We start from the raw sequence: 24980 nt of genomic DNA, 5'->3' as shown, positions 1-24980 counted from the left end.
CCCGACAGTACCCGTTCGAAACCCTTACGGCTCTTGCGCACCGGACATCGGCGTCTAGTATGCCTGTCAGCAGGGCAATCGGGCTCTTCCGCCCGTTGTCAGCCTGGATAGAACCGGTGAAAAACCGACCATGCCCTACGGGTGAACCGCGCTTTGCGGCACTCGACCTGGGAACAAACAATTGCCGGCTTCTGGTGGCCGAACCGCGTTCCGATGGCTTCGCGGTGGTCGACAGCTTCTCGCGCATCACCCGACTGGGCGAAGGGCTGGCGGCCAGTGGTTGTCTGGCGGAAACGGCCATGGCCCGCACGATCGCCGCGCTCAAGATCTGCCGGCGGATCATGCAACGCAACGATGTCATCATGGCCCGCTGCGTGGCGACCGAAGCCTGCCGCCGGGCTGCCAATGGCCCCGAATTCATCGAACGCGTACAACGTGTCACAGGCGTATCACTGGAAATTCTCGACCACGAGGAGGAGGCCCGCCTGGCCCTGCTCGGCTGTCTCCCGCTGATCGACGACGATGCCGACCAGTTGCTCATGATCGACATCGGCGGTGGAAGTACCGAGGTGATGTGGCTCGATCGCCAGCACCCCGTGCGCAATGACAGCATCGGCCGCTCGATTTCCCTGCCGATTGGGGTTGTCACCCTTTCGGAGAGCTTCGGCGACAATCACGGGGAGGCCCGGGTCTATGACCGCATGGTTGGTCATGTCCGGGAAATGCTGGCGGTGGCGGGCAGCGGCAGGAGTTCGCCACCCCGGCTCAACGGTTCACGCGTGCAGATGCTCGGCACCTCGGGTACGGTCACCACCCTGGCGGCGCTGCATCTCGGCCTCGAACGTTACGACCGCAGCAAGGTCGACGGCATGCGCCTCCCGTTTTCGGCCATATTCGAGGTCACCATGGGCCTGCGCGAGCTTGATGACGCGCATCGCGCGGCGCATCCGTGCATCGGCGCCGGCCGGGCCGATCTGGTCGTGGCCGGTTGCGCCATTCTTGACGCCATCCATGCCTGCTGGCCAGTCGGCAGCCTGAGAGTGGCCGATCGCGGCGTCCGCGAGGGCATTCTCAACGCCCTCATGGGCCGTTCGCTGCATCAGGCCCTTGCCGGCGTGACCGGAGATTTCGATTGATCCGCACCGAGAACAAGCAACGGCTGCGACGCAGCAAGAGCCGCAAGGACAGTTCGACCCGCTGGCTGCAACGCCAGCTCAACGACCCGTTCGTCCAGGAAGCGCGCAAGCAGGGCTATCGCGCCCGTTCTGTGTTCAAGCTGCAGGAGATCGACGAACGCTTCAAGCTGATCACGGGCGGCATGCGCATTCTCGACCTCGGGGCGGCACCGGGAAGCTGGAGCCAGTACGCGGCCCGCAAGGGCGCGCACGTGATTGCCATCGACCTGCTGGAGATGGAACCCATCGATGGCGTCACGGTACTCAAGGGCGATTTCCTCGACCATGCCATGCAGGACCGGTTGCGCAGGGAACTCGGGGGGCCGGCCGATCTCGTGCTGAGCGACATCGCCCCCGATGCCACCGGGCGCCGTATTGTCGACCGGCTTCGTGCGGAACAGGTGGGCGAGACCGTGCTTTCCTTTGCCGCCGAGGTATTGCGCACCGATGGCAAGGCTTTCCTCAAGCTGGTCAAGGGAGCCGAACACGCGGTGATGGAAACGGCACGCCCCGATTTTCGCAGCCTCAAGCCCCTGCGCCCCAAGGCCACACGGTCGGAAAGCTCCGAAATCTTCATAATCGCCGCAGGCTGCCGTCACGATGGGACATCCGACCATGAAGGCTGAAGGGCTTCCCCGATCTTGAAATTCCACCTCATCTCCGGACTGCCGCGTTCCGGATCGACGCTGCTGGCAGCCATTCTCCGGCAAAATCCCGGATTTCATGCGGACATGTCAGGGCCGCTCGGTCCGCTGTTCAATGCGATGCTGGCAGCCATGGGACCGAACAACGAGACAGCCCAGTTCATTGACGGCGACCAGCGCCGGCGGCTGCTGCGCTCGTTGTTCGACACGTTCTACCACGACCGGCCGCGCAATGGCGTGGTGTTCGACACCAACCGGGTGTGGACGAGCCTGCTGCCGCAAGTGGCCGAGGTCGTGCCGGACGCGAAGGTGATCTGCTGCGTGCGCTCTCTTGCGTGGGTCATGGACAGTCTCGAACGGCTCACTCGCGAGAACGCGTTGATCCCTTCAAGGCTGTTTTCTTCGGCCGAGGAACGTCTCACGGTCTTCACCCGCACCGAGGCACTTGCGAGACGCGACCGGCTGGTGGGATTCGCCTGGAGCGCACTGCAGGAAGCCTATTACGGCGACCAGTCGGACCGTCTGCTGATTCTCGAATATGACATCCTCAGCCAGCGCCCGCGCGAAACGCTGCAACTGGTTTACCGCTTTCTGGACGAACCGTGGTTCGAACACGATTTCCAGAATGTGGAATATTCCCGGGAACAGTTCGACGCCGGGCTGGGCGTACCCGGGTTGCACACGGTGCGTCCTGTGGTTCAACCCGTTGCCAGGCGGTCGATACTTCCGCCGGAGCTCTTCCGCAAATACAGTGCCCTTTCCTTCTGGCGCGAGCAGGGCAGCTCGAAAGCTGCCCGCATCACGGTTGAACAGCCCGCCGGGGCAGCCCGTGAACCCCCTCAATCCACGGGAATGCCCGGGGACGACAGCTCACGGGAAACCCTCTGACTTCCATTCACGCCGCCCCCATCGACCGAGGAAGCTTTACAGGGTCATGGTCGGCGTGGAAAAAGGCGGCCATGCGCGTATATCGAGGTTATTCCAGTCTCTTGCCGGAGCTTGAGCCGAAGTCCGGTTTCGGCGCGGCCGTGGCGATCGGCAATTTCGACGGCGTCCATCGCGGTCACCGTGCGGTCATCGATCGTGCCCGTCAGCATGCGCGGAAATTGAACGCTGCGCTGGGTGTCATCACATTCGAACCCCATCCACGCGAACTGCTGCAGGGCGCTCAGGCTCCCTCACGACTGAGTCCGTTGCGCCGCAAACTGGAACTGCTGCGTTCGATCGGTGTGGATCAGGTCCACGTCCTGCCCTTTACCCGTTCGCTCATGGAGATTTCCGCGCAATCCTTCGTCGAGGATATCCTGATCGGTCGGCTTGGCGTGCGGGCTGTCATCACCGGAGACAATTTCCGCTTCGGCTACAAGCGCCGGGGTGACGTCGACCTGATGCGAAGGATCGGCAGCGGCCTGGGTGTCATCGTCGATACCGCGCCGGCCGTCGAAGAGAACGGCCAGGTCATTTCCTCGACGCGCATTCGCGAAACGCTGCTGGCCGGGCGGGTAGCGGAGGCGGCACTCCTGCTGGGCTACGGATACGAGATCAGCGGCAGGGTGCGACCCGGCGACCGGCGCGGCCGCACACTGGGTTTCCCCACGGCCAACACCTATCCGCTGGGCCGCAGGACGGCCATGCCGGGCAAGGGCATCTATGCCGTGCGAACCGCCATCGAGGAAGACGATGACGGCCGTTGGCATCCGGCCGCCGCCAGTATCGGAACCAACCCCACCTTCGATGGTCGGGAGACACGTCTTGAGGTGCATCTTCTCGACGGAATGGACTATGATCTTTATGGACGTCGTCTGCGTGTGTCATTCATCGACTGGCTGCGTGACGAGGAACGCTACGAAACCGTCGATGCGTTGACAGCGCAGATTCGGATCGATTGCGACCGCGCCCTGGCCCTGACCCTGCCCGGCCAGACCTGAACTGACCCTTCCTGAACCCGGTAACCGAGAGCCCGATGAGCCGAGACTACAAGAGCACTGTGTTTTTGCCCCGGACCGAATTCGCCATGAAGGCGAGCCTGCCGCAGCGCGAGCCGGGCCTGCTCGAGCGCTGGGAGAAAATCGACATCTACTCCCGTCTGCGCGAGATCTCGAAGGGACGCGACAAGTTCATCCTGCATGACGGCCCGCCCTACGCCAACGGCCATCTGCACATGGGCACGACACTCAACAAGATCCTCAAGGATGTGATCAACCGCAGCCAGCAGATGCTCGGCAAGGACGCAGCCTACGTGCCCGGCTGGGATTGTCACGGCCTGCCGATCGAATGGCAGATCGAACAGGGATACCGCAAGAAGGGCCGGAACAAGGATGAGGTTCCGATTGCCGATTTTCGCAGCGAATGCCGGCAATTCGCCGAAAAATGGCTCGATATCCAGCGCGGAGAGTTCAAGCGCCTCGGCGTTTGCGGTGACTGGAAGAACCCTTACACGACGATGAGCTTTGCCGCGGAGGCGGGCATCTTCCGCGAACTGGGCAAGTTCCTGCTGAATGGGGAACTCTACCGGGGCAAGAAGTCCGTCATGTGGTCGCCAGTGGAAAAGACCGCGCTGGCCGAGGCCGAGGTCGAATATCAGGACCACACCAGCACGACGATCTGGGTCGCCTTCCCGCTCCGCAAAGCATCGACGAATGCGCTCGAGGGAGCTTCGGTGGTGATCTGGACCACCACGCCATGGACCATCCCCGCCAACCGGGCGGTCGCCTATGGCGACGACATCGACTATGTGCTCGTCGAAGCCGATGGTCGCAAGCTGGTCATGGCCGAAGCGCTGGTCGAATCGGTGATGCAGGCCGCGGGCATCGACAGCTGGACGGTGGGCGAGAGCTTCAGAGGCAGTGCTCTCGCGGGCTCGGTGGCCGCCCATCCGCTGGCAGGGTTCGAGGGAAGCTACCTTCATGACGTGCCGCTGCTGCCCGCCCCCTTCGTGACCGCCGATGACGGCACGGGTCTCGTGCATATTGCCCCCTCGCATGGTGCCGACGACTTCGACCTTGGCCAGAAGCACGACCTGGAGGTGCCCGACACCGTAGCCGAGGATGGTACCTATACCGACATGGTCGCCGGCTTTGCCGGACAGCATGTGTACAAGGCGGCAGAACCGGTCATGGAGGCACTGAGCGCTCAGGGAAGTCTTCTTGCGCATGGCAGGCTGACACACTCCTATCCGATGAGCTGGCGCTCCAAGGCACCTTTGATCTTTCGTGCAACCGCGCAGTGGTTCATCCCCATGGACGGAAACGGCCATCTGCGCGAGATCGCCCTCAAGGCCATCGACGAGACCCGCTTCGTTCCCGCCCGCGGGCAGAACCGCCTGCGCTCGATGATCGCCGAACGACCTGACTGGTGTGTCAGCCGTCAACGTGCCTGGGGTGTGCCCATCGCGGTATTCGTCGAGAAAAGGACCGGCGAGGTCCTGCGCGACCCGGATGTCGTCGAGCGGATCGCCCGGGCTTTCGAGGAAAAGGGAGCGGATGCGTGGTGGACCTGCGATCCGGCCGTTTTCCTCGGCGAAGGCCGGAACATCGACGATTACGAGAAGGTCAACGACATTCTCGATGTGTGGTTCGACTCCGGTTCGACACATGCAACCGTGCTGGAAAAGCGCCCCGAATTGAAATGGCCCGCGTCGCTTTATCTCGAAGGCTCCGACCAGCATCGCGGCTGGTTCCATTCGAGCCTGCTGGAGAGCTGTGGCACACGGGGAAGAGCGCCCTATGAGACCATCCTGACCCATGGCTTCGTGGTCGATGGCAAGGGCGAGAAGATGTCGAAGTCGAAGGGCAACGGCATTGAACTTGTCGATCTGATCAAGACCGTCGGTGCCGATATTCTCCGATTGTGGACCGCCACCAGCGATTTCAGCGAAGATATCCGCATCGGCGACGAGATTCTCAAGGGCCAGGCGGACAGCTACCGCCGTCTTCGCAACACGCTGCGCTATCTGCTGGGCAATCTCGACGGCTTCACCGAAGCCGAGCGCCTGCCGGTGGCGGAAATGCCCGAGCTGGAACGCTGGGTATTGCACCGGCTCACCGAAATTGATGCCCTGGTGCACAGCTGCAATCACAGTTTCGATTTCGCCCGTCTCTATGGCGCTATTCACCAGTTCTGCGCTGTGGATCTGTCGGCCTTCTATTTCGATGTGCGCAAGGACAGCGTTTACTGCGATGCTCCGGACAGCATCCGCCGGCGGGCAGCGCGTACGGTACTCGATACGCTGTTCGAGTGCCTCGTGCGCTGGCTGGCGCCCGTTCTGGCCTTCACCTGCGAAGAGGCGTGGCTCACCCGGCATCCCGGCGAGGATGGAAGTATCCATTTCGAGACATTCCCCGAAATCGACCCTTCCTGGCGTGATGATGCCCTCGCCGCGCGGTGGGAGCGCGTGCGCCGGGTACGCCGGGTCATCACCGGTGCGCTGGAGGTGGAGCGCCGGGAGAAACGCATTGGCGCCAGCCTGCAGGCGGCGCCGACGGTCTGGGTCTCGCTTGAGGACAAGGAGGCCATCGGCGATCTCGACATGGCGGAACTTTCGATCACCAGCGCAATCACTGTCGAAGTGGGAGTGCCACCGGAAGGCGCCTTTATCCTCGAAGATATCAAGGGCGTGGGCGTCGTCCCGGCCAAGGCCGAGGGCGAGCGCTGCGAGCGCTGCTGGCAGGTGAACGACACCGTCGACACGGACAGTGGCCTGTGCGAACGCTGTGCATCGGTCGTCAGCCTCCCGGCATCAGGCTGAGCGATCCGACATGCGGCTTCCCTTCCTCGTCTTCGCGGCCGCCCTGCTCGCCGCCGACCAGCTTACCAAGGCCCTGGCACTCAAAGGGTTGGCTGGCCAGGGAGTGGTTGCGGTCACATCGTTTTTCAACCTTGTTCTGGTGTGGAATACGGGTGTCAGCTTCGGCATGTTCAGCGGGTCGGGCGATGCGGGACGCTGGGCGCTCACGGCCATGGCCCTGCTGGTCGGAGCCGGCCTGATGGTCTGGTTCTTCCGCGAGAGGCGCAACCTGCCCCGGCTCTGCATCGCAATGATCGTCGCCGGTGCGCTGGGCAACGTCATTGATCGCCTGCGTTTCGGTGCCGTTGTCGATTTCCTGGACTTTCACGCCATGGGCTACCACTGGCCTGCCTTCAATATTGCCGATTGCGCAATCGTGGCAGGTGCGGTTCTACTTTTGGTCGACGGCTTGTTTTTTTCGCAGGACACGCCAGATGAGAAGCGAAGCGAGGTGAAATGATGCGTGCGGCCATGACATCGTTGCAAGGCCCCCTTGCCCGGATCCGTCGGTTCGGGCTCGCCTGTGCGTCAACCCTTGCCCTGATCGCTCTCGCGGCCTGCAGCGGCACGGTGCAGGAAAAGCTCGGTATCAACCAGCGCGCTCCCGACGAGTTCCAGGTGATACGCCGCGCACCGCTGGAACTTCCTCCCGACTATCATCTGCGGCCGCCGGGACAGGTCGAGGGCACGTCGAAGACGACCCCGGCCGAAGCCGCACGGGCCATCGTGACGGGGTCCCGCGAGCCTTTGCCGGAGACGGCGACACCTGGCGAGCAGGCCCTGCTCGATGCGACCAGGGTCCAGGCCGACCCGGATATTCGCACCAAGCTGCTGGAAGAGAACACCGAGCTTACCCAGGTGGACGAGAGCCAGTTCCTGTTCATGCTCAACTGGCAGAGGGAAAACATGGCATATGCCGACGCGGTGATTGATCCCGACAAGGAGGCAGCACGCCTTCTCGACGAGAAAGCCGCAAGTCGCGTCACCACGAGACGTGTCTCGCGTGAGGCCGTCAACAACGGCGGAGGTGGACAGGAGTGAGAATTGCGGGAGCCCTGATGATGGCAGCCGGTCTGACACTCGCAACCGGTAGCCCGGCAAGATCGAGCATCTTCAATCCCGAGACCTTCATGCTCGACAATGGCATGCAGGTGGTGGTGATCCCCAATCATCGCGCACCCGTGGTGGCCCACTGGGTCTGGTATCGCGTCGGCACGGCGGACAGCCCGCTGGGCAAGTCCGGCCTGCCCCATTTCCTCGAACACCTGATGTTCAAGGCCACGGACAAGATCCCGCAAGGTGAATTCTCGAAGATCATCGCCCGCAATGGCGGCAATGACAACGCCGTCACGTCCTATGACTTTACCGCCTACTATCAGATGATCGCCCGCGACCGTCTGGAACTGGTGATGGGCATGGAAGCCGACCGCATGGTCAACCTGCACCTGACCGACGAAGCGGTGCTGCCAGAGCGAGACGTGGTCATAGAGGAGCGGCGTTCGCGGGTTGACAACGAACCCTCCGCCCTGCTGGGCGAGCAGCTCAATGTCAGCCAGTATCTGCACCATCCCTATCGCCTGCCGGTGATCGGCTGGATGCACGAGATGGAAAGCTATACCCGCGAGGACGCGGTCAATTTCTACAAGACGTGGTATGCGCCGAACAACGCCATTCTCGTCGTGGCGGGCGATATCACGGCCGATGAGCTGCGCCCCCTGGCCGAGCGTACCTATGGGCAGATTCCCGCTCGTGACGTCCCCGCGCGGGTGCGCGTCACGGAACCGCCGCAGCGCGCCGAACGCCGAATCGAGATGCGTGATGCCCGCGTGCGCCAGCCGAGTTTCGTGCGCTCCTACCTTGCCCCGAGCTATGATCAGGAGGATCAGAAAACCGCCTATGCGCTTGAGGTCCTATCAGAGCTGTTCGGCGGCGGTGGGACAAGCCGGCTCTACCGTTCGGTGGTGGTGGATCAGGCGCTCGCGTCGGGCATCGCCGCCTACTATCGCGGCAGCAGCCTCGACGATACCACTTTTCGCATCTATGCCTCGCCACGTCCCAATGTCTCGCTCGATGACATCGAAAAGGCGATCAACGAGCAAATCGCCACCCTGCTGGCCGATGGCGTGACCGAGGATGAGCTCGCCCGGGTGAAGAAGCGGATGCTGGCGGATGCGGTCTATGCCCGCGATTCGCTGAGCGGTGCCGCCCGGGCGTTCGGTGCGGCACTGACCACGGGCCAGACGGTGGACGATGTCGAGGCCTGGCCCGATCGCATCAGTGCCGTGAGTATCGAGGATATCAACAACGCCGCGAAGCTGGTCTTCGACATCAGGAGATCGGTGACGGCGAAGCTGTTGCCGGAAGAAACGGAACCAACCGGATGAGGGAGCACGCGCCTACCCGATTTTCGTGGATCTCAGCATGGGGGGCCTGTGCATTGACGATTGCAACCGCCGTCAGCGGCATCCAGACAGCCAACGCCGCCAATGTCGAGGAAGTCGTTTCCCCGGGGGGTATTCATGCCTACCTGGTCAACGAGCCGTCGATCCCCTTCCTGTCCATGGCCTTCCAGTTCTCCGGTGGTTCCTCGGGCGATCCGGACGGCAAGGAAGGTCTCAGCTATATGGCGTCCGGCCTGATCGACGAAGGTTCCGGTCCGTATGACAGTCAGGCTTTCCGTGCGGAACTCGAGGACAATGCCATCCAGTTGTCCTTTGATGCCGACCGGGATTCCTTCTCCGGTTCGCTGAAGACCCTCACCGAGAATCGTGACCACGCGTTCGAGCTGTTGCGACTGGCGATCACCGAACCGCGGTTTGATGAAGAGCCTGTCGAACGTATCCGCCAGCAGATCATCTCCGATCTGACAAGGCGCGAGTCCGATCCCGAATATCTCGGCGCCCGCCGGTGGTTCGACATTGCCTTTGCGGGGCATCCCTATAGCAAGCCCACCCGTGGAACGATCGAGACGATCAAGGCCATAGGCAAGGATGACCTGCGGGAACTGGTGCGAACCCGCCTTGCCCGGAACAACCTCACCATCGGCGTTGCCGGCGACATCACGGCTGACGAACTTGGCCCTGCCCTCGACGAGGTGTTCGGCAGTCTGCCGGCAGATGCCGCGGACGTCGATCTGCCGAAGACGACACCTCAAGGCGACGGCGAGACCGTAGTGATCGACCTCGACATCCCGCAAAGCGTGGTGATCTTCGGTCATGGCGGCATCGCCCGCAACGATCCTGACTACTACGCCGCCTATGTCGCCAACTACATACTCGGAGGCGGCGGGTTCAGTTCATGGCTCACCGAGGAGGTGCGCGAGAAGCGCGGCCTTGCCTATTCGGTCTATTCCTATCTCTACGACACCGATCTCTCACCCATGTGGATGGGCGGTGTTGCCACTCGCAACGATCAGGTGATGGAATCGATCCGCATCATCAAGGAACAGGTCGCGCGCATGGCCGATGGCAACGTCGATGAAAAGAACCTCGACGATGCCAGGACCTACCTGACCGGCTCCTTCCCGCTGCGCCTGACGAGCAACGACCAGATCGCCCGCATGCTGGTCGGCATGCAGATCTATGACCTGGGTGTCGACTATCTCGACAGGCGCAACGGCTACATCGAGGCCGTGACCCTCAATGACGTCAGACGGGCGGCGAAACGACTGTTCAACGAGGACATGCTGGTGACCATCGTCGGATCGCCCTCGGGCGATGGCGACGGGACGGTTCCCCGGCTGGAAGGCATCGATGCTCCTTCCTCGGGGCCGCACGAGGACAATATCGGCGACTGAACTGAAAAGCGGGGCCGGAAGTCCATCGTGCCGGCCCGCTTCGCATCGGAATTTTATGGTGCGCCCTGGCCAGTGGGTTGTGCTGTCCGGCATATCCGCCCAATCTGCCGCGATGTCCCAACTCCAGCCTTTCATTCCGGGAGCCGGTCTTGTCCGCTGTCACCATCCGCCGCCTGCCGGAAGCGATCGTCAACAGAATTGCCGCAGGTGAGGTCGTCGAACGCCCCGCCTCCGCGGTCAAGGAACTGGTCGAAAATGCCATAGATGCCGCGGCATCGCGGGTCACGGTGAGCGTGGAAGGTGGTGGCGGCGGCCTCGTCCTCATCGAGGATGACGGTCACGGCATGTCGGCCGACATGCTTCCGCTCGCTTTGGAGCGTCACGCAACCTCCAAGCTCACCGATCATCAGCTCATCGACATTCGCACGCTGGGCTTTCGCGGCGAGGCGCTGCCGTCAATCGGTTCGGTAAGCCGCCTGCGCATCACCAGTCGCGAGGATGGCTCAGACACGGCCTGGAGCATCGCCTGCGAGGGAGGAGCCATGTCCGGCGTTCAACCGGCAGCAGGCAGCGTCGGAACGCGGGTCGAGGTTCGCGACCTCTTCTACAACGTCCCTGCCCGGCGCAAGTTTCTCAAAAGCGAACGTCGCGAAGTGGAACTCATCTCCGAGATCCTGCGACGACTTGCCATGGCCTCGCCCGCCGTTGCGTTCAGCCTGCGCGTCGACGGTCGCGATACCTTTCGCCTGGAGGCTTCGCCGGGCGACCCGTTGGCCCGCGCTATTCAGTTGATGGGCCGTGAGGTTGACGGCAACGTGCTGGAAATCGAGGCCGAGCGCGAGGGTGTGCGCCTGTGGGGTCTGGCTGGCCTTCCCACGCTGTCACGCAGGGACACAAGACACCAGTATCTTTGTGTCAATGGCCGCCCCGTACAGGACAAGCTGCTCAAGGGTGCGCTGCGCGGCGCCTACAGCGACCTGCTGTTTCACGACCGGCAGCCGGTTGTCGCCCTGTTCCTCGACCTGCCGACCGACGCCGTCGACGTCAATGTCCATCCGACCAAGGCCGAGGTACGCTTCCGCGATCCGGCCATTGTCCGCGGCCTCATCGTCGGCAGCATCAAGCGGGCCATGGCCGAGGAAGGTCATCGAACCTCGACCACGGTATCCACGGCTGCCCTGGGGCATTTCCGCCCGGGCAGCCTGCCGCTTCGTCCTGCCTCCGCCGGCGGCAGCGGATACTCCAACCCGTCACCATTCGCCGGCAGACCCACCACTGCCAGCGAATGGCCTGTCGGTCTCGGTGAGGCCGCACGGGAATTTCTCGCACCGGATCCCCCTTCCTCCGGCTCCCATACCCCGCTCGAACTGGATACCGGACCGCCCAGTGCCCGAGGTGCCGGGGATGCCATGCCCGATGCCGTGTCCGCCCATCCGTTGGGAGTGGCGCGGGCCCAGCTTCTCGAAAACTACATCGTCGCCCAGAGCGACCAGGGCATCGTCATCGTCGATCAGCATGCTGCCCATGAACGGATTGTCTACGAACGACTGAAGTCCCAGAAAGCGGAAGGCAGCATCGCCCGTCAGGCACTTCTCATCCCCGAGGTGATCGAGCTTGAGTGCGACGAATGCGCGCGGTTGCTCGACCATGCCGAAGAACTGGCCGGACTCGGACTGGTCATCGATGCCTTCGGCACCGACGCCGTGGTGGTGCGCGAGACCCCGGCCCTGCTCAAGGGCAGTCTCATTCCCCGCATCGTCAGGGATCTTGCATCGGAGCTGGGGCAGCTGGGCGGCACCCAGACCCTGTCGGATGCCATCGACAGGGTCCTTTCGACCATGGCCTGCCATGGGAGCGTGCGTTCCGGCCGCAGGCTGACGCTTGACGAAATGAATGCCTTGTTGCGCCTGATGGAGAACACCCCCCATTCGGGTCAATGCAACCACGGCCGGCCGACCTTCGTCGAACTCCATCGGGACGATATCGAAAAACTGTTCGGGCGGCGCGGCTGAACGACTGGCGTAATGCGCCAGGTTGGATTAGTTGTTCCACACAAGACAGGCTCAAGGCAATGGAGGAACAATGACCTACGTCGTCACCGAGGTCTGCATCAGGTGCAAGCTGATGGACTGCGTGGAAGTTTGCCCGGTCGATTGCTTCTACGAAGGCGAGAACATGCTCGTCATCAATCCCGACGAGTGCATCGATTGTGGCGTGTGCGAGCCCGAATGCCCGGTCGAGGCCATCCTGCCCGATACAGAATCGGAAGCGGAAAAATGGCTTGAGGTCAATCGCGAATATTCGACCGGCACGTGGCCCAACATCACCCGCAAGGGCGAGCCCCCTGCCGATTCTGATGATTATCGCGATGTGCAGAACAAATTCGAAAAGTTCTTCAGCAACAAGCCAGGTAGCGGCAGCTGATCATCCCGCAACAGTGATCGGAAACGCGAATTTCACCCGATCGCTGCATTTGCGGTGGGTTGTTGGCGCGTTTGCTGCAGCGCGAAAATAAGCCTCTGGAAAATTAGCAAAAATTGTGCTAGGTCATGGGCTGTAAAGTTTGTGAGGGTCACAACTCCACCTTTAGGTCATATCGGACATTGCTGCAATACACACGCTCTTTTGGATGGCCAATCTGGAAGGTGCGTGTTTTTTGTGTCAAAAACGAGCGCAGCGAGTCCCGCTGACACAAGGTGTTTGCGCTAGGAGAACAACTTGATGGCAAAGGATCTCGCCTACGCCGCTGGCGATTACATCGTCTATCCAAGCCACGGCGTCGGTCGGATTATCGGCATCGAGAAGCAGTTGATAGCTGGCATCGATCTCGAAATGTATGTGGTTTCCTTCGAGAATGAAAAACTCATCCTTCGGGTACCCATCGACAAGGTGCACAAGTCCGGAATGCGCAAGCTGAGCAGCCGCGAGAAGATCCAGTCGGCGATGGATGCTCTCAAGATCCGCACCCGTCCCCGCCGGAACATCATGTGGAGCCGTCGGGCCCAGGAGTACGAGGCCAAGATCAATTCGGGCGATCCCGTCTCCATCGCCGAGGTGGTGCGTGAGTTGCACCGCGCAGACGATACCGACCAGTCCTACAGTGAGCGGCAGATGTATCGGGCAGCACTTGAGCGCCTCGCCCGGGAGGTTGCGGCCATCGAGCGTGTCGATGAGACCGAAGCCACGAAGAAGCTCGAAAAGGTGTTGCTGGCTGCGGCCTGATCACACCCGTTGACCATGACAGGATCGAGCCCGGATCATGCGGATGACCCGGGCTCGGTTCTTTTGGCTTCCCGCGTTGAGCGGTTCTCTCCCGATTTATGCACTTGTGATCTTGTTTGACGGCGATAGATTTTATCGCAAGTTATAAGAATGACAATCGTGGCAAGGGAGGCCAAAACGCATGCGACGCATACATATCGACCACGAGAACCATGAACAGACGGGTCCGCGATGGTCGCGACGCCGGGTTCTCGGCACGGCAGGAACGGCATCGGTTGGTCTTGCCGCCGCGGCTGTTGGCGGTCGCGCCCGGGCAGCCGATCCCGTCGCCCCGCCCAGCACAATCAGCGATCCGCCTCGCCAGTGGGGACCGGATGCCGAGCCCAATGTGTATTTCTGGGATGCCGATGTCATCGCCGTGGATCCGTCATTCAACGGTCTGGCCCAGCCCAATGCGCCGATCCAGCGGCTATGGACCGGCGCACTCTGGGCCGAGGGTCCAGCCTGGAACAGCGTCGGCAAGTTCCTTGTCTTCTCCGATATCCCCAACAACCGGCAGATGCGTTACATTGAGGATGATGGCCGCGTGACGGTCTTTCGCGTGCCATCCAACAATTCCAACGGCAATACCTTCGACTTCCAGGGGCGCCAGATCTCCTGCGAGCATCTGACCCGCCGTGTCGTCCGCTACGAGCTCGACGGATCGATCACGCTCATCGCGGACAACTTCGAAGGCAAGCGGCTGAATTCGCCCAATGATGCCGTTCCCCATCCCGATGGCAGTATCTGGTTCACCGATCCGCCCTATGGCGGCCAGCTCTATGAGGGCACGCCCGATGCCGCCGGTGGCCCGACCAACCCGCAGGGGCTCGTCAACAACAGGGTCGGTCAGCCGCTCGGCGTCAGTGACGACAAGCGCGAGCTGCCCACGCAAGTCTACCGCTACGGTGCCGACGGCACGCTCACCGCGGTCGTGAAGGACGACGCCGTTCCCGATCCCAACGGTCTCGCCTTCAGTCCCGATTACAAGCGGCTCTATATTGCCTCCACCGGCAAGGGTCCCGGCGACCAGGGCGATGGCGGCAAGGGCGAGGTCATCGTTCTCGACGTCAACGACGACGGCACGCTGAGCAACCAGCGCGTCTTCAGTGACTGCATGGTCGATGGTGTGAAATGCGGCCCCGACGGCATCCGTTGCGATGTCTACGGCAATGTCTGGGTGTCGTCGAACGCCGGCCGTGCCGTCGGCTACAATGGCGTCACCTGCTGGAACCCCGACGGCAAGCTGCTCGGTCGCATCCGCCTGCCGGAAGTCTGCGGCAATGTCTGTTTCGGCGGTCCCAAGCGCAACCGCCTGTTCATGTGCGGCAGCCAGTCCATCTATGCGGTCTATACCGCTACGCAGGGTGCGGCCCCCGGCTGACACGGTGACCCGGCCGGGTACTCGCCAAGGTACCCGGCCATTCTCCATGGGAGACTGTGGCCTTCCAGGACAGGAGCCGGATGATTGGATGATCCCGGGTCACCCGGCAGGATATCGAGCCCCTCCCGTCACGCGGAGACCTGCTCCATGAAGCGGTGGCGGATGACGACGGGAGGCAGGTCGATGACCGGAACGGGGATATTGCCGGACTGGCACTTGCTGACGATGACGGTCATCCGTCCACTGTCGAGGGCTGTTTGCAGTGCGGCGGCGGTATCCTCCGCTTGACACTGGATGACAGTATCGCAACCGCACGCCTCGGCGACCTTCTTCAGGTCGGTCTTGCGTCCGGCATAGGTGGGCTGGTCGCCCGTGGAACCGTAGGAGCCGTTGTCGATGATCAGCAGGACGAAGTTGTCCGCCGTGTTGTTGCCGATAGTCGAGAGGGTGCCAAGATTGGTCAGCACCGAGCCGTCGCCATCGATGGCAATCACGGGCTTGGGTTGCGAGAGGGCAAGACCGAGGCCGATGGAGGAGCACAGGCCCATGGTGCCGAGCATGTAGAAGTTCGAAGGCTGATCGCCCTGCATGAACAGTTCCTGCGAAGGCAAGCCGATATTGCAGACGACGAGTTGGCCCCTGATGACCGGCAGGATCGACCTGATGACGTCACTTCTGATCATGCGGCGGAACTCCAGAAACGGGCATCGGTGAGGATCGCCACGGGTTTTTTCGACATCTGCGCATATTTGAGAATGCCATCGAGTTGATCGACTTCGCTAGCATGCGAGAAGTGGTAGGTGGGGATCTTCAATTCGCCGAGCAGGGCCTTGGTATGCAGGGCCATCTCCACCTGGCAGGCGATGCGCTCGCCAAGTTCGCCGCGATAGCTGATGAGCATGGGCAACGGGATCTGGTAGAACTGGATCAGTGTGGCCAGCGTGTTGACAGTGACGCCGATGGCGGTGTTCTGCATGATGATGCAGGGGCGCCGGCCACCCATATAGGCACCGGCGCACAGGCCCATGCCTTCGTCTTCCTTGTTGCAGGGCACGTGCAGGACACGTTCGTCGCGCTCGACAGCATCGATCACGCCGCCCAACTGCTTGCAGGGAACGCTCGTGACGAACGCGATCTCGTTTTGCACCATCGTCTCGACGATGCGGGCATTGATATCCAACGGCCAGTTCCTCCCGATCTGCCTCTCAGCATGAGGTATAGGATCGTGCAGGACGGAGGGCAAGAGAACCGGAACAATGGCAGCCAACCGCCGACCCATGCGCCGACGAATTGTATGGAAGAGACCTTTTTGCCCGAACGGGTTTAAGCGTTCGATGCCGGCCGACCTCCTTTGGCACGGCGAAGCCGGAAACCCGGGCATGATGGCTGGCTGGCAAAAGGGCGGGATACCCGAATCCCCCTGAAGGGTCCGGGCATCCCCCGTCTGCGGACCGTCAGTCCAGTTCGGCGTCGACCATCAGCTCGCAGTCGGAGATGGCCGATGACAAACGGTTCAGCCACTCGTCGCCATATTGCTCGGCAAACCAGTCCCTCATGCCCGTCGTTGCATCCTGGAACTGCTTCTTTTCCTCGGCCGTCGGGACATAGATCTCGCCGCCGGCATCGCGGAAGGCCTGGTAGGCGGCGATCGCGTTGCGCATCGGAGCTGCCCGGGTCACGTCCTTGAGTGCCTGGAAGGCATCATAGACGATACGTTTCTCCTCGTGGGTCAACCCTTCCCAGAAGTCGTTGTTGAGCCACCACAGGGCGGCCATGTAGGCGTGGCCATCGAGCGTGATGTATTTCAGGTGGTCCTGAAAATTCATCGAAACGATGTCGGTGATACCGTTTTTGGTCCCCTCGACCACGCCGGTGGCCAGCGAGGTGTAGACCTCGGGCCAGGCGATCGGTGTCGGGTTGCCGCCCAGCATCTTGACCATTTCGATCTGGATGTCGGCCGGAATGGTGCGGATCTTCAGCCCGGCTACATCGGCGGGCGTCCGGATCTGCTTGCTGACGGTGGCAAAATTACGCCAGCCCCCCGTATTGCCGATGGCCATCAGCCGCAGGCTCGGGATCTCGTGCAGGACGGCCTCGCGCAGTTCGCGGGTGAACGGCCCGTCGAACACGCACTCGGCGATGCGATCGTCACGGAACATGTAGGGAATGTCGAGCACCTGCCCGGCGGGAAAGATGTTGCCGAAGCCGCCGATCGTCGAGATTGTCACCTCCAGCGTACCCGCCTGTACACCCTCGATGCATTCGCGAAAATTGCCGCAGAACTGTGCGGAGGGATAGATCTCGACGGCAATGGCACCGTTGGTGTGGCTCTCGACATAGTCCTTGAAGACGATCGAACCTTCCCAATCCTCGTCGGTCTCCGAGCCGAGGAAACCGATCTTGATCGTCTTGTCCTGGGCCTGGGCCATGCCCGACACCGCCGTGACCACGGCCATGGCGGTCAGACAGGCCCACCGTTTCCAGCTACTCATGTTGAATGCCTCCCGTTGGCGTTATTCTTCTTTGGTAAATGCCAGTCCTGTCCGTGGCGGGCAACCCCGCGTGACCGGCCGCAACAGGAGGGGAGAAGTCGGCGTGCGCCAGTCCTCAGACCGTTGCCGCCCGACGGTCGCGGATCGCATCTTCGAGAAATTCGCCGATCCAGCGGGAGACATTGTCGGCATCCCGGGCCCGGCCCCCGTCTGGGCCGAGTCTCGCCAACCCGGCATCGGCGACTGGTCCGGGCACGACTGAACCGCGACGCCCCTCGATCAGGGCATGCTCGTAACTGTTGTCGAATTCGGGATGTCCCTGAAACGACAGACCGTTATCGCCGAAAGCGAGCGCGGCGACGGGGCAGAACGGCGAGCTGGCGATCACGCGGCTATCCGCCGGTGCATCGAGCACCTGATCCTGATGCATGACATTGATCTCGATCACAGCCTTGTCCAGCCAGCCGGGAGCTTCCAGGAGCTGGTATTCGTGCGGTCCGACACCCCAGCCGGCCGCTGCCTTCTCGACGCGTCCGCCCAATGCCTTCGCCATGATCTGGTGGCCGAAGCAGATCCCCACCATCGGCACCCGTTGCGCAAAGCCATCGCGGATGAAGCCCTCAAGCCTGCGGATCCACGGGATGTCGTCATAGGCACCGAAACGCGAACCGGTAATCACCCAGCCGTCGCAACTGTCGGAAGATTGCGGGAAGTTGCCATCGATCACCGGGAAGATCTCGTAGGCGAAGTCCTTGCCGCTGCGTGCCACCATATCGCGCACCATCACGCCATAACTTTCGAACCGGTCAGCCAGTTCAACCGGCGTATGCCCCGTCTGAAGGATACCGATACGCTTCATTGTCGCTTTCCAACTCGCTGAAATGTCGGCGATGAACGGTTGTCCACGGCGAAGCCCCGTGCGCTGCTGTCTATAGCGCCGGGCGCGGTCGTTTGGAATGGCGATGATGATCCCGACAACCGGCTTGTGGCCGCCATCCCGCCGGTGATACGACAGGGGCGACGTCAACAATCCGCCGCCGGTTCCTGCCCTTTCATGCTTCCGACATGAGTGACCGACAGAAAACCGCCCTCATCGATGCCCGTGGGCTTTCCTGCCCCATCCCGCTGCTCAAGGCACGCCAGGCGCTGATGCTGATCGCCTCCGGCGAGCGTATCACCGTAATCGCCACCGACCCCGCCGCCCCGGCCGATTTCGAGGCGTTCTGCGAGGAGAGCGGCCATGAGCTGATCGAAACAGCCGAAGCTGCCGGCCTTTACCGCATCACCGTCCAGAAGAAGGTATAGCGGACCGGCGATTCGCTCGACGGCCTCGGGCAGGACCGACAAATGCATCCTGCATCAAAACGGTTTCGTTTTGATGGCTAAGCGAATCGATATCCACATCGCAAGATGCGTGAACCGGTGAGTTCTTTCCAATTTCTGCGTGAATACAAGTAAATACACCATTTTTATGTACACTGGGGTTCCAATATTATCCATTAATAGGAATGTTGTAACATTTTATACAATAATGGTTGATAAGCCTTTAGTCATAGGACTATATTTTTCTGGATGACAGTACTTCCGACTGAAGTTCATATTGTGAGGTTGTCACACATGAGTTGGCAATGTCGTCCGGTGAAGCTTCGAAGCCTCCTGTTCGCCACAATTTGCCATTTCATGCTTTTCCCGGTCCCAACCTGTCTTGCCGACGGGGAACCGACTGCGATGCCGTCTTTCGACGGATGGCTCGAACTGGGCGGATACAAGAGTTTCGGGGAAGACTCACGAGGAGAGATCGTCGGATTTGTGCCGCTCGCCAGAAGCGAAACTACGCTCGCCTTCGGTGAAATCCGTGGAAAGCTGTTCGAAGGCTCGGTGACGGAAGGGAATTTCGCCTTCGGGCGGCGAGAGATGCTGCGCAACGGCTGGAACCCCGGCGGATGGCTCGGGCTCGACGTTCGCGAAGCGAGCGTCGGAGGATATCATACCCAGATATCGGCCGGATTTGAAATGCTCGGCGATTCGTTCGACTTCCGCGTGAACGGTTACAAGCCCTTGCAGTCGCGGCAGAACAGCAACGATTCCCTCATGCACACGACAACGACCGTGACCGGTTCGACGATCGCACCGACAATTGTGACCGATGGCAACGATCTCGCCATCGGCAGCGGCGGCTTCGTCACGACGACAGTCCGCAAGGACCGGGTGAAGCAGAGCGAACTGGCCCTGTACGGCTTCGATGCCGAAGTGGGCTGGCGAATTCCCATCGAGAAACTTTTCGCCCCCGTCAATCGGGGGCGTCATGAGTTACGGGGATTTGCGGGTGCCTACTGGTTTGACCATGAAGATATCGACAAGCCGATGACCGGCCCCAGAGCCCGTCTCGAATGGCGGATCCATGACATCTTCCCGGCGATGGCAGGAGCCAGCGTGAGCCTCGAAGGCGAGTGGTATCATGACCGATATCGTCATTCCGTGTTCGAAGCGGGGGGACGGTTGCGGATTCCCCTGAGTTACGCCAATTCATCCGCCACGAACGGCGGACGGGAACACGATGCACGCTTCTACCAGGCGCGGCGTATGACCGAGGCGCTCGAGCGCGACACGGACATCGTGAACCGTAACTCGACCAAGACTGTCTCCCGCTCGGTCGCGGCAAGCCAGACCGGTGTACCCTACGTGGAAGAGCTCGTACTCGATGATGAGACCTTCTCGGATCTCGCGCACATTGTCTTCGTCGATGGAACGGGAGACCTGCAGGCGGCGGTCAATGCATCGGGCAGCAATACGCTCTACGTCGTTCAGGGCGGCCGGGGCGATCTCGCGGGCGCGACATTACCCGATGACGTGACGATTATCGGCGGCGGTACGACAATCCAACTCCGAGGCGCTTCAAGCGGTATCGTTCTCAACTATACGGCACCCGGCACGGTCGCACGCATCGTTGAAAGCGGCTCGGGCACCGCCCTCACCCTGGGAGGGCACAATCATGTGAGAGGGCTTGAAATCGCAGGCGGTGGCGGGCGGTCGCTCGACATTGCCGGAAACAACGGCATCATGACGATACCGGATGCCGACGGGGTGGCGATAATCTCCAATACGCTCTCCGGCTTCGGTGGCAGCGCCATCGAAGTTGGCGCGCGCTCGAATTCCGCCAAGGTCAGTGACAACATAATTTCCGACGTTTTTGCCAACGGTATCGAAATCGGCCCTCAGGCCTTTTTTGCCGAGATCACCGGAAACATCATTTCCAATGCGGGGCAGGGAGTGATGACGGGCACTCAATCCGATTTTACCCTCGTTGCGAACAATACCATCAGAGACACGGATATCGGGATATTGAACGTCAACAGCAAGCTGTCGACGACAATCGAAAGCAATACGATCCGCGATGCCAGCGAAGCCGGCCTGAAATTTGCCATCGCCACCAACGGCGGGACAGCCGTCACAGACAATCTCTTCGGTGGAAGCATGCCTGTCGGAGTCCTGTTCGCGGATGGTGTGCATCGAATCAGTTTCGGAAACGGCAATGCGACCGAGCCCGGATCATCTGTCGCCGACGCATGCTCGCTCACCCCTGCCGTCGGTACACCGGGGAACATATCGATCGGCGACTCAATCGAAATCGACGGTTCCAGCTACAACAACAGCGATTGCTGAGAAGCAGCATTCCGTTGCCTGACCGCGTGAAACGGGCGTCCCGTGCCGACAGGCCGGCCATACCCGACCAGACCTTGTTCCGGTACGGGACGCTGTGTTGTTGGCGTCAGGCGACGCGAACAGCCTGCAGGTTCTCGTCGGTGGCGGGCACGGCCTCATTGTACCATGCCCCGTCATCGACAAAGACAACGCTCGATTTGCCCATGCCGTTGAAATCGGTACCCAGCGAGTTCGAATAGGCGCCCGTCATGCCGATCTCGACCCAGTCACCCTCGATGACATCCTCGGGCAGCCAGTGCGGCCCCGGCATGCTGTCGATGCTGTCGCAGGTCGGACCGTAAAGGTCGAAGGAACCGGCGCCGCGGCGGGGCTCCTGCCCTGGACGGATGAGACGGGCCGGGAATTGCGGACCGATCCACTTGAGCTCGGCCAGGTTGCCGTACACGCCATCGTTGATGAACAGGCTGCGCCCGCGCCGCATTTCGACACGTGCCAGCACCGACGCACCATCCGCCACGAGCAACCGGCCAGGCTCGCATTGCAGGTTGCAGACAAGCCCGGTTTCCGCCACCGCATCCTCGATCGCAGTCACGAAACGGTCGAATTCCGGTTCGTCGCCGATGTATCGGGCAGGGAAACCGCCCCCCACGTCCAGGTGATCGAGACCTCCCGCACGCTCCGCAACCTCGGCGGCGCGACGGATGGCATGGACGAAGGCGACCGGTGACAACGACTGCGACCCGACGTGAAAGGTGATGCCCGCCGAGCGGGCTACGGCCCGTGCGCGGCGCAACAGCGACACGGCTTCGTCCTGGGTCGCCCCGAACTTGCCTTCGAGACTGAGGACAGCCCCATCGCCGCAGACCGCGAGACGCACGAAGACTTCAAGGTCTTCCCCACCGTCGCAGATGTCGAACAGCTTTTCCAGTTCGCTCACGTGATCGACGACAAAACGCCGGACACCATGCTCGTGATAGGCTTCGCTGATGGCCCGGCGGGACTTGACCGGATGCATGAAATGACACTGCGCATCGGGCAGCAGTTCCCGCACCAACCGGATTTCGGCAATGGATGCCGTATCGAAGTGCCGTACGCCGCCCTCGTAGAGGGCTTCGAGCACGGCCGGATGGGCATTGCATTTCACGGCATAAAGGACGTCGCCCGGAAAACTCCGGACAACTTCGCGCGCGCGCTGGATCAGAATGTGCCGACGCAGGGCGAGAACAGGTGCGTCGACCTGCAAGGCAGAGATCAGCGCCGCAGCGCCGCCGAAGGACTGGATCATGCCGACCCCCCAACCCGTTAGAGTCAAGTAGATCAGAATGCCGCCGCCGCGCGTGCCGCAGTGCATAGGCTTACTGATGACGAGGTCGCGCTTATGGAGGAACAAAAACCAAATGTCCAGTCCTTGATTCCCCCGAAAGCGCATATGAGGTATGCCACACAAACTGTTAACGAATGACAAACCTTGCGCCGATGTTCGATGCGGAGTTGAACCTTTGGCGCATGCCGGCAATGGGGAGAAATTGACTTGATCGACCTGTACACATGGACGACGCCCAACGGGCGCAAGGTCTCGATCATGCTGGAGGAGTGCGGGCTGCCGTATGAAGTCCACGAGATCGACATCGGCAAGGACCAGCAGTTTGACCCGGATTTTCTGGCGATCAGTCCGAACAACAAGATTCCGGCCATTGTCGACCGCGACAACGGCCAGAGCGTATTCGAATCGGGCGCCATCCTCATCTATCTGGCCGAAAAGACGGGCAGGTTCATGCCGGGCGACCCGGCCCACCGGATCGCGACGCTCGAATGGCTGATGTTCCAGATGGGCGGCATCGGGCCGATGCTGGGTCAGGTGCATCATTTCAGCCGCTTCAATCCCGGCAAGGCTCCCTATGCCCAGGAACGCTACCGGAAGGAGGCCGGGAGGCTTTATGGCGTCATGGACAGGCGCCTGGCGACAAGCGGATATCTCGCGGGCAACGAACCGACGATCGCCGACATTGCGACATGGCCATGGATTTCGCGCTTCGAGTGGCAGGAGATCGACATGAACGAATTTCCCCATGTGAAGAGATGGTACGAAGCGCTCGCGGCGCGGCCGGGCTTCCAGCGTGGCTATGACGTGCCGCGGCGCGACCAGTCGATCCCGATGCCCGCATGAGCCTGCTGGAACGGGACACCGTGCGCCGGGTGCGCGACGCGCTGGAGGCGGCAGGAAGCGGTGCGAGGGTGATCGAGCTGGATGAAACGGCGCGAACGGCCGAAGATGCCGCACGGGCGTGCGGCGTCGAGGTCGGCGCCATCGTCAAGTCGCTGGTGTTCGATCATGAGGGGCAGGCGGTCATGGCGCTGATCGCCGGCGACCGGCGCTGCGATACCGGGGCCCTGCGACGGACCCTGGGCCTGCCCGGGAAGCTCGGGCGGGCCGATCCGGACCTGGTCAAGCGGGCCACGGGTTTCACCATCGGTGGCGTGGCGCCGGTGGGGCACCCCCGCCCCCTGCCCACGGCCATCGATGGCGCCCTTGCCGGACATGGGCGGATCTTTGCGGCCGCGGGCCACCCGCACTGCGTGTTCGGGACTGATTTCGACGAGCTCGTGCGGCTCACCGGCGCGGTTCTCCTGCAGCCTTCATGACGACATGAATCCGGCAAGGGTCAGTCAGGGGCGACCACCAGCACGATCTTGCCTGAATGGGTACTGCTCTCCATGAGGGCGTGAGCCCGGGCCGCGTCATTTAACGCGAATGTTTCGTGAATGACCGGCCGCACCCTGCCGGCCTCGATGAGCGGCCAGACCCGGGCCTCGACCTCCTTGGCGATATCCCCCTTGTCGGCAATGCTGCGCGAACGCAGGGTGCTGCCGGTCCAGGTCAGGCGCTTGAGCATCAGGCTGCCGAAATTCGCCGAAATCTTGGGTGACTTCAGCCAGGCGATCTGCACAAGTCGCCCTTCGGGGGCCAGTGCCTTGAGGTTGCGTTCGACATAGTCGCCACCGACCATGTCGAGGATGACATCGACGCCTTTCCCGCCATTTTCCTTTTTCGCCACGTCGACAAAGTCCTCGTTGCGATAATTGACCGCAACGTCGGCGCCGAGCTCCGTACAGAACTTCGCCTTCTCGTCACTTCCGACTGTCGTCAGAACTCTCGCGCCAAGGCATTTCGCAATCTGGATGGCCGTCGTGCCGATACCGGATGAACCGCCATGCACGAGGAAAGACTCCCCTTCGGCCAGATGTCCGCGCTGAAAGACATTCGTCCATACCGTAAAGACCGTCTCGGGCAGTGCTGCGGCCTCGACCATGGAAAGCCCGTCCGGCACCGGTAGAACCTGCACCTCGGGAGCCGTGCAATATTCGGCGTAGCCACCGCCGGTGAGCAAGGCGCAGACCTTGTCGCCTCCGCGATAGCGCGATGCGCCCGCACCGGACGCGACCACCTCGCCCGACACCTCGAGCCCGGGAATGTCGCTCGCACCGGGCGGCGGCGGATAGTTGCCGGCACGCTGGAACACATCGGGCCGGTTGATGCCGGCGGCAACAACCCTGATGAGTACCTCGCCCTCGCGAGGCTGAGGCACGGCTCCCCGCTCGGGAACCAGGACATCCGGACCGCCCGGCTCGCGAATTCCGATATAGTTCATCTCGCTCGGCAGGCTCATGCGTTCTTCCTCCAGGACTGGCTCTGTCATGGCGCGGATAAAGCAGAAGTGCGAATGGCTGGCCAGCCTTGCCGCATCGCCCGATTGAGGGCAACACTTCCAGCAGCAACG

At 61.8% G+C, this 24980-nt stretch carries 23 protein-coding genes; 17 read left to right on the top strand and 6 right to left on the bottom strand.

All coding sequences use genetic code 11. The annotated features are described in order from the left end of the window. The first annotated feature begins 59 nt into the window (after nucleotides 1-59). The 13 genes from H6851_12680 to H6851_12620 all read left to right on the top strand — a co-directional run bounded on the left by H6851_12680 (nucleotide 60) and on the right by H6851_12620 (nucleotide 15046). Complete coding sequence (locus H6851_12680) at nucleotides 60-1136, top strand: Ppx/GppA family phosphatase (protein MCB9944460.1); 1077 nt, start codon at nucleotides 60-62, stop codon at nucleotides 1134-1136. Then, entirely contained in the window at nucleotides 1133-1801 is a 669-nt protein-coding gene (locus H6851_12675; protein ID MCB9944459.1) for an RlmE family RNA methyltransferase, read from the top strand. Before H6851_12680 ends, H6851_12675 begins: the two co-directional genes overlap by 4 nt. Before the next feature lie 12 nt (nucleotides 1802-1813). Continuing rightward, nucleotides 1814-2707 (top strand): sulfotransferase, encoded by an 894-nt coding sequence (locus H6851_12670; GenBank protein ID MCB9944458.1) that lies wholly within the window; start codon nucleotides 1814-1816, stop codon nucleotides 2705-2707. Nucleotides 2708-2778: 71 nt separating this feature from the next. Beyond that, nucleotides 2779-3747, top strand: a complete 969-nt coding sequence (locus H6851_12665) for a bifunctional riboflavin kinase/FAD synthetase (protein MCB9944457.1) — start codon at nucleotides 2779-2781, stop codon at nucleotides 3745-3747. 35 nt (nucleotides 3748-3782) lie between these two features. Further along, entirely contained in the window at nucleotides 3783-6566 is a 2784-nt protein-coding gene (locus H6851_12660) for an isoleucine--tRNA ligase (GenBank protein MCB9944456.1), read from the top strand. A gap of 10 nt (nucleotides 6567-6576) precedes the next feature. Beyond that, nucleotides 6577-7065 (top strand): signal peptidase II, encoded by a 489-nt coding sequence (gene lspA, locus H6851_12655; protein ID MCB9944455.1) that lies wholly within the window; start codon nucleotides 6577-6579, stop codon nucleotides 7063-7065. Between the two features lie 11 nt (nucleotides 7066-7076). After that, nucleotides 7077-7646 (top strand): DUF3035 domain-containing protein, encoded by a 570-nt coding sequence (locus H6851_12650; GenBank protein ID MCB9944454.1) that lies wholly within the window; start codon nucleotides 7077-7079, stop codon nucleotides 7644-7646. Between the two features lie 20 nt (nucleotides 7647-7666). Beyond that, nucleotides 7667-8989 carry an insulinase family protein gene (locus H6851_12645; GenBank protein ID MCB9944453.1) on the top strand — a complete coding sequence of 441 codons (1323 nt, stop codon included), beginning with the start codon at nucleotides 7667-7669 and terminating at the stop codon, nucleotides 8987-8989. Then, the gene (locus H6851_12640) at nucleotides 8986-10401 is read left to right on the top strand and encodes an insulinase family protein (protein ID MCB9944452.1); all 1416 of its coding nucleotides are present in this window, start codon (nucleotides 8986-8988) and stop codon (nucleotides 10399-10401) included. Before H6851_12645 ends, H6851_12640 begins: the two co-directional genes overlap by 4 nt. A 149-nt stretch (nucleotides 10402-10550) precedes the next feature. After that, complete coding sequence (gene mutL / locus H6851_12635; GenBank protein MCB9944451.1) at nucleotides 10551-12413, top strand: DNA mismatch repair endonuclease MutL; 1863 nt, start codon at nucleotides 10551-10553, stop codon at nucleotides 12411-12413. Between the two features lie 70 nt (nucleotides 12414-12483). Next, a complete protein-coding gene (locus tag H6851_12630) occupies nucleotides 12484-12825 on the top strand; it encodes a ferredoxin family protein (protein MCB9944450.1) in 342 nt (113 codons plus the stop codon). A gap of 297 nt (nucleotides 12826-13122) precedes the next feature. Further along, nucleotides 13123-13623, top strand: coding sequence for a CarD family transcriptional regulator (locus tag H6851_12625; protein MCB9944449.1), 501 nt, complete (start codon nucleotides 13123-13125; stop codon nucleotides 13621-13623). Between the two features lie 181 nt (nucleotides 13624-13804). Beyond that, a complete protein-coding gene (locus H6851_12620) occupies nucleotides 13805-15046 on the top strand; it encodes an SMP-30/gluconolactonase/LRE family protein (protein ID MCB9944448.1) in 1242 nt (413 codons plus the stop codon). Between the two features lie 128 nt (nucleotides 15047-15174). Here the strand turns inward: H6851_12620 and comE are convergent, their stop codons facing one another. The 4 genes from comE to H6851_12600 form a co-directional block, all read right to left on the bottom strand. Continuing rightward, on the bottom strand, nucleotides 15175-15729 hold the full coding sequence (gene comE, locus H6851_12615) for a sulfopyruvate decarboxylase subunit beta (GenBank protein MCB9944447.1): 555 nt from the start codon (nucleotides 15727-15729) through the stop codon (nucleotides 15175-15177). After that, nucleotides 15726-16226 carry a sulfopyruvate decarboxylase subunit alpha gene (gene comD, locus H6851_12610; protein MCB9944446.1) on the bottom strand — a complete coding sequence of 167 codons (501 nt, stop codon included), beginning with the start codon at nucleotides 16224-16226 and terminating at the stop codon, nucleotides 15726-15728. Before comD ends, comE begins: the two co-directional genes overlap by 4 nt. A 274-nt stretch (nucleotides 16227-16500) precedes the next feature. Continuing rightward, on the bottom strand, nucleotides 16501-17502 hold the full coding sequence (gene dctP, locus H6851_12605) for a TRAP transporter substrate-binding protein DctP (protein ID MCB9944445.1): 1002 nt from the start codon (nucleotides 17500-17502) through the stop codon (nucleotides 16501-16503). Between the two features lie 151 nt (nucleotides 17503-17653). After that, nucleotides 17654-18568 carry a gamma-glutamyl-gamma-aminobutyrate hydrolase family protein gene (locus tag H6851_12600; protein MCB9944444.1) on the bottom strand — a complete coding sequence of 305 codons (915 nt, stop codon included), beginning with the start codon at nucleotides 18566-18568 and terminating at the stop codon, nucleotides 17654-17656. Nucleotides 18569-18603: 35 nt separating this feature from the next. Between H6851_12600 and H6851_12595 the strand changes: the two genes are divergently transcribed. Continuing rightward, nucleotides 18604-18843, top strand: a complete 240-nt coding sequence (locus H6851_12595; GenBank protein MCB9944443.1) for a sulfurtransferase TusA family protein — start codon at nucleotides 18604-18606, stop codon at nucleotides 18841-18843. A gap of 423 nt (nucleotides 18844-19266) precedes the next feature. Continuing rightward, complete coding sequence (locus H6851_12590; GenBank protein MCB9944442.1) at nucleotides 19267-21201, top strand: right-handed parallel beta-helix repeat-containing protein; 1935 nt, start codon at nucleotides 19267-19269, stop codon at nucleotides 21199-21201. Between the two features lie 106 nt (nucleotides 21202-21307). Here H6851_12590 and H6851_12585 read toward each other — a convergent pair whose 3' ends face one another. Further along, nucleotides 21308-22486, bottom strand: a complete 1179-nt coding sequence (locus H6851_12585) for a type III PLP-dependent enzyme (protein ID MCB9944441.1) — start codon at nucleotides 22484-22486, stop codon at nucleotides 21308-21310. A gap of 246 nt (nucleotides 22487-22732) precedes the next feature. Here H6851_12585 and H6851_12580 point away from each other — a divergent pair, with 246 nt between their 5' ends. Together H6851_12580 and H6851_12575 are read left to right on the top strand one after the other, a co-directional pair. Beyond that, nucleotides 22733-23368, top strand: coding sequence for a glutathione S-transferase N-terminal domain-containing protein (locus tag H6851_12580; protein MCB9944440.1), 636 nt, complete (start codon nucleotides 22733-22735; stop codon nucleotides 23366-23368). Next, nucleotides 23365-23844: a YbaK/EbsC family protein gene (locus tag H6851_12575; GenBank protein MCB9944439.1), complete on the top strand. Its 480-nt coding sequence runs from the start codon at nucleotides 23365-23367 to the stop codon at nucleotides 23842-23844. Before H6851_12580 ends, H6851_12575 begins: the two co-directional genes overlap by 4 nt. 20 nt (nucleotides 23845-23864) lie before the next feature. Here H6851_12575 and H6851_12570 read toward each other — a convergent pair whose 3' ends face one another. Further along, on the bottom strand, nucleotides 23865-24869 hold the full coding sequence (locus H6851_12570) for an NAD(P)H-quinone oxidoreductase (GenBank protein ID MCB9944438.1): 1005 nt from the start codon (nucleotides 24867-24869) through the stop codon (nucleotides 23865-23867). Between the last annotated feature and the right edge of the window lie 111 nt (nucleotides 24870-24980).

The sequence above is a fragment of the Geminicoccaceae bacterium genome (genome assembly GCA_020638465.1).
Lineage (GTDB): Bacteria > Pseudomonadota > Alphaproteobacteria > Geminicoccales > Geminicoccaceae > JAGREO01.
Note: the sequence above shows the minus strand (reverse complement) of the source record. Positions and strands in the feature narration are given on the sequence as shown.

Excerpts from the sequence above, each read along its gene's own strand:
- H6851_12590 (MCB9944442.1), top strand. The coding sequence starts at position 19,267 with ATGCCGTCTTTCGACGGATGGCTCGAACTGGGCGGATACAAGAGTTTC.
- H6851_12645 (MCB9944453.1), top strand. The coding sequence starts at position 7,667 with ATGGCAGCCGGTCTGACACTCGCAACCGGTAGCCCGGCAAGATCGAGC.
- H6851_12585 (MCB9944441.1), bottom strand. The coding sequence starts at position 22,486 with ATGATCCAGTCCTTCGGCGGCGCTGCGGCGCTGATCTCTGCCTTGCAG.
- H6851_12660 (MCB9944456.1), top strand. The coding sequence starts at position 3,783 with ATGAGCCGAGACTACAAGAGCACTGTGTTTTTGCCCCGGACCGAATTC.
- H6851_12575 (MCB9944439.1), top strand. The coding sequence starts at position 23,365 with ATGAGCCTGCTGGAACGGGACACCGTGCGCCGGGTGCGCGACGCGCTG.
- H6851_12620 (MCB9944448.1), top strand. The coding sequence starts at position 13,805 with ATGCGACGCATACATATCGACCACGAGAACCATGAACAGACGGGTCCG.
- H6851_12630 (MCB9944450.1), top strand. The coding sequence starts at position 12,484 with ATGACCTACGTCGTCACCGAGGTCTGCATCAGGTGCAAGCTGATGGAC.
- H6851_12625 (MCB9944449.1), top strand. The coding sequence starts at position 13,123 with ATGGCAAAGGATCTCGCCTACGCCGCTGGCGATTACATCGTCTATCCA.
- dctP (MCB9944445.1), bottom strand. The coding sequence starts at position 17,502 with ATGGCCGTGGTCACGGCGGTGTCGGGCATGGCCCAGGCCCAGGACAAG.
- H6851_12640 (MCB9944452.1), top strand. The coding sequence starts at position 8,986 with ATGAGGGAGCACGCGCCTACCCGATTTTCGTGGATCTCAGCATGGGGG.
- comE (MCB9944447.1), bottom strand. The coding sequence starts at position 15,729 with ATGATCAGAAGTGACGTCATCAGGTCGATCCTGCCGGTCATCAGGGGC.
- H6851_12650 (MCB9944454.1), top strand. The coding sequence starts at position 7,077 with ATGACATCGTTGCAAGGCCCCCTTGCCCGGATCCGTCGGTTCGGGCTC.
- lspA (MCB9944455.1), top strand. The coding sequence starts at position 6,577 with ATGCGGCTTCCCTTCCTCGTCTTCGCGGCCGCCCTGCTCGCCGCCGAC.
- H6851_12680 (MCB9944460.1), top strand. The coding sequence starts at position 60 with ATGCCTGTCAGCAGGGCAATCGGGCTCTTCCGCCCGTTGTCAGCCTGG.
- H6851_12665 (MCB9944457.1), top strand. The coding sequence starts at position 2,779 with ATGCGCGTATATCGAGGTTATTCCAGTCTCTTGCCGGAGCTTGAGCCG.
- H6851_12595 (MCB9944443.1), top strand. The coding sequence starts at position 18,604 with ATGAGTGACCGACAGAAAACCGCCCTCATCGATGCCCGTGGGCTTTCC.
- H6851_12570 (MCB9944438.1), bottom strand. The coding sequence starts at position 24,869 with ATGAGCCTGCCGAGCGAGATGAACTATATCGGAATTCGCGAGCCGGGC.